Below are 4,074 nucleotides of genomic sequence, written 5' to 3' on the forward strand. Positions count from 1 at the left end.
CGCCGCGTTTGGATGCCTACTTTGCTTCCCCTCTGGCGCTATGCGCACGACGGGTAAGCAGTGCGGCCTCGCGGCTACTGGGGTCTACCAGCCTTCGCTTCGCTCTCCATGGCTGGCAGCGCCGGCAACAGCGCCCAAATCACAGATGGGGCTGCCTGCCTGCTGCTCGCCTCCGCACGGGCCGTGGAAAAACACGGGCTCCCCGTGCTCGGTCGTATCATGGACAGCCACTGGGCCGGGCTGGAGCCCGCCCGCATGGGGCTGGGGCCCGTGCACGCCATGGCCCCCATCCTGCAGCGCCATGAGTTCGACAGCGGGGACATCGACTACTGGGAAATCAACGAGGCCTTTGCCGCGCAGATTCTCGCCTGCATGCAGGCCTGGCAGGACGAAAAATTCTGCAACCAGGCACTGGGCCTGGATCAGCCCTTTTCAGCCATTCCGGACGACAGGCTCAACATCGACGGTGGCGGCATCAGTCTCGGTCATCCCGTGGGCGCCCGAATCGTCCTGCACCTGCTGAAGATACTGGAACGCAAGCAGGCGCGGCGGGGCATGGCCAGCCTGTGCATCGGTGGCGGACAGGGCGGCGCCATGCTGCTGGAGAGGGTATTGTCATGAACAGGTATTTTCGTGTGGACTACGACGACCGGCAAATCGCCTGGCTGTACTTCGATACACAGGATGCCAGCACCAACGTCCTTACCGAAGAAGCGCTGGAAGCATTCGACCAGCAACTGATCAGCATCGCCCAGGCCCATCCCAAGGGGCTGGTGATCCTGTCTGCCAAGGAGAGCGGCTTCATCGCCGGCGCCGATGTCAAAGCCTTTGCGACCATTCCTTCTCCTGAGGCCGCAAAAAAACTGATCCTGCGGGCGCACGATATCTTCCATCGCCTCGAAGCCCTTTCATTTCCCAGCGTGGCGCTGATTCACGGTTACTGCCTCGGTGGCGGCCTTGAGCTGGCCCTGGCCTGCCGCTATCGCGTGGCCAGCACGGAAATGAGCACACGGCTCGGGTTTCCGGAAACCCACCTGGGTATCTTTCCCGGTTTCGGCGGCAGCGTGCGCAGCATCCGGTTACTGGGGCACTTGCCAGCCATACAGATGATGCTGTCTGCCCGGTCGGTCAGTGCCCGCACGGCAAAACGCCTTCATCTGGTTGAATTTGCCGTTCCGAAACGGCAACTGAAAAATGCCGCCCGCCGGCTGATCCTGGAGCAGCCAGCGGCACATACCCCCCCTCTGTCCAGGCGTCTCCCCGGCAATGCGCTGCTGAGGCCTTTCGTCGCCCGCCTGCTTCGCAGGCAAGTGGCCAGACACGCCCGGCCGGAACACTATCCGGCCCCCTATGCGCTGATCGATCACTGGCGGAAACATGCCGGGCACGCAGCCCGGATGTACGCCAGTGAAGCGCGAGAGGTATCGACACTGCTGACAGGGGAAACCGCACAGAACCTGATTCGTGTGTTCCTGCTGCAGGACCGTCTCAAGGGGCTGGCGGAAAAAAGTGATTTCACAGCCCGGCATGTGCATGTCATCGGCGGCGGTGTCATGGGTGGGGATATTGCCGCCTGGTGCGTTCTGAAAGGCCTGGTTGTGACGCTGCAGGACCGGGCACCTGAACATCTTGGCCGTGCGGTCAGCCGCGCTCACAAGCTGTTTCGGAAAAAACTCCGCGATCGCTACCAGGTTCAGAATGCCATGGACCGCCTGATAGCGGATCACCTGGGCACAGGCATCAAGAAGGCTGACGTGATCATCGAAGCCATCTATGAGGATGTCAAGGCCAAACAGAACCTCTACAGACAGGTCGAACCTGTCATGAAGGCCTCTGCACTGCTGGCCAGCAACACATCCAGCATACCCCTGGAAAAACTGGCGGAACACCTGCAGCAGCCTGAGCGTCTCATCGGCCTGCACTTTTTCAATCCGGTGGCGAAGATGCCCCTGGTCGAAATCGTCACCCAAGCCGGCAATCCCCCGCAACTCATTGCAGACGCTACCCGCTTCGCCAAAGGCATCGGCAAGCTGCCACTGCCGGTGAAGAGCCACCCCGGTTTCCTGGTCAACCGGGTGCTCATGCCCTATTTGCTGGAAGCGGTCACACTGCTGGAGGAAGGCGTTTCTGCGACAGAAATCGATGAAGCTGCCCTCCGGTTCGGCATGCCCATGGGACCGGTGGAACTCGCGGATACCGTGGGGCTGGATATCTGCCTGTCCGTGGCGGAAAAGCTTTCCGAAACCCTGCACAACCCGGTACCCGAAAGTCTGCGCCGCCAGGTAGAGGCTGGCCACCTTGGAAAGAAATCAGGACAGGGTTATTACACCTGGGACAAAGGCAGTGCGCAGAAAGAAAAGCCCCGGCCTGCTCCTGAACAGCTCGGCCACTATGGCGACCGCATGATCCTGCGGCTCGTGAACGAATCCATGGCTTGCCTGCGTGAAAAGATTGTCGACGATGCAGGGCTGGTGGATGCCGGCGTCATCTTCGGCACGGGCTTCGCCCCCTTTCGGGGCGGACCCATGCATTATGCGGAAAAAACCGGTAAGAAAGAAATTCTCAGCAAATTCAGGAAACTGGAATACACTTATGGTAACCGCTTTACTCCTGACCCCGGTTGGGAGGATTTCCAGACATAGGAGGCATGCATGAGTAGCGATACGCTCATCACCCTGAAGGAAGGCCCAACCCTGGCAGCCCTGTTCCGGCAGCGTGTCGAGCGCGCGCCCGATGCCATTGCCTATACACAATATGAAGAAAACGATGCCACCTGGCATGAGCACAGTTGGCTAGAAACCGCCCGGGAGGTGGCACGCTGGCAGAGAGCGCTCAGCAAATCCGGCCTGCAGGCCGGCGAACGTGTGGTCATCATGTGTCACAACGCCTGGGAATGGGTGATCTGTGATCAGGCCACTCTGGGACTGGGACTGGTGCTGGTACCGGTCTTCATGAATGACAGGGCAGAAAACATCGTCTGGATCAGCAACGACTGTTCGGCCTCTCTGCTGGTAATCGAAGGCCAGGAACAATGGGACACGCTCAGGGAATCCATCGACCAGCTCGAAAGCATTCGCGATATCGTTTCTCTGAAAAAAATCGAAGACTCCCACCCCAAACTGAAATCACTGGAGGAATGGTTGCCGCAGGAACCCTATACACTGGATCTGATCGCGAACGAAGCCGCACCGGAAGAGCTCGCCACCATCGTCTACACATCCGGAACCACAGGCCGGCCCAAAGGCGTGATGCTCAGCCACCACAACATCATCTGGAACATTCACGCGGCGCTGCATTTCTTTGATATCGGCCCGGACAATGTCTTTCTGTCCTTTCTGCCACTGTCCCACACCTTCGAACGGACCGTAGGCTACTACCTTGCCATGGTCTGCGGCTGCACCACGGCCTACAACAGGTCCATACCCCAGCTCGCCGAGGATCTGTCCCTCATCCGCCCCACCCTGCTGGTATCCGTGCCGCGTATTTTCGAACGCATCTATGGCCGCATCATGGACAAGCTTGCCGAAGAATCCGCCGTCAAGCAGAAGCTGTTCAAGGCGGCCATCGATATCGGGTGGAAGAAATTTGAATATGATCAGGGCCGGGAAAAATGGAGCAGCTCACTGCTTCTGCAACCGCTGCTGGATACCCTGGTGGGTTCCAAGGTGCGCCAGCGTCTGGGCGGGCGCCCGCGCTTTACGGTCTGTGGCGGTGCAGCGCTCTCTCCCGATGTGGCACGCATGTTCATCGGCCTGGGCATTCCGGTAACCCAGGGATACGGCCTGACCGAGACCAGCCCCATCATCGCCGCCAATCCGCTGGAAAGCAACATTCCTGCATCCGTGGGCCTCCCCCTGCCCGGCGTGGAAGTGAAAATCTCCGACGAGGGAGAACTGCTGACCCGCAGCCCCAGCATCATGCTGGGCTACCCCGCATCGCTCACCGATCCCCTGGTTCCGGCGTTTTTGGGCGCCGGGACGTGGCCAAGATAGCCCGATAGCCCATTTCTCGTGCCAAGGTACTCGCCAAGAGAAGAGATTCTCGTGTTTTTTGCTCTCTCAGGGGCTCTGGAGG

4 protein-coding genes are annotated in these 4,074 nt (G+C 59.8%); all 4 read left to right on the top strand.

Annotated elements, in window-relative coordinates; translation table 11 throughout:
• On the top strand, positions 1-305 hold a 305-nt coding region (locus ACOCD2_RS13610), incomplete at its 5' end, for a hypothetical protein (protein ID WP_305800326.1).
• Positions 256-621: a hypothetical protein gene (locus ACOCD2_RS13615; protein ID WP_305800465.1), complete on the top strand. Its 366-nt coding sequence runs from the start codon at positions 256-258 to the stop codon at positions 619-621. The genes ACOCD2_RS13610 and ACOCD2_RS13615, both read left to right, overlap by 50 nt.
• Positions 618-2,642, top strand: a complete 2,025-nt coding sequence (locus tag ACOCD2_RS13620) for a 3-hydroxyacyl-CoA dehydrogenase NAD-binding domain-containing protein (RefSeq protein ID WP_293648346.1) — start codon at positions 618-620, stop codon at positions 2,640-2,642. Before ACOCD2_RS13615 ends, ACOCD2_RS13620 begins: the two co-directional genes overlap by 4 nt.
• A gap of 9 nt (positions 2,643-2,651) precedes the next feature.
• Positions 2,652-3,992 (top strand): AMP-dependent synthetase/ligase, encoded by a 1,341-nt coding sequence (locus ACOCD2_RS13625; protein WP_293648349.1) that lies wholly within the window; start codon positions 2,652-2,654, stop codon positions 3,990-3,992.
• The last annotated feature ends 82 nt before the right edge of the window (positions 3,993-4,074 follow it).

It is taken from the genome of Thiolapillus sp., from assembly GCF_048562965.1.
Classification (GTDB): Bacteria; Pseudomonadota; Gammaproteobacteria; order Chromatiales; family Chromatiaceae; genus Thiolapillus; species Thiolapillus brandeum_A.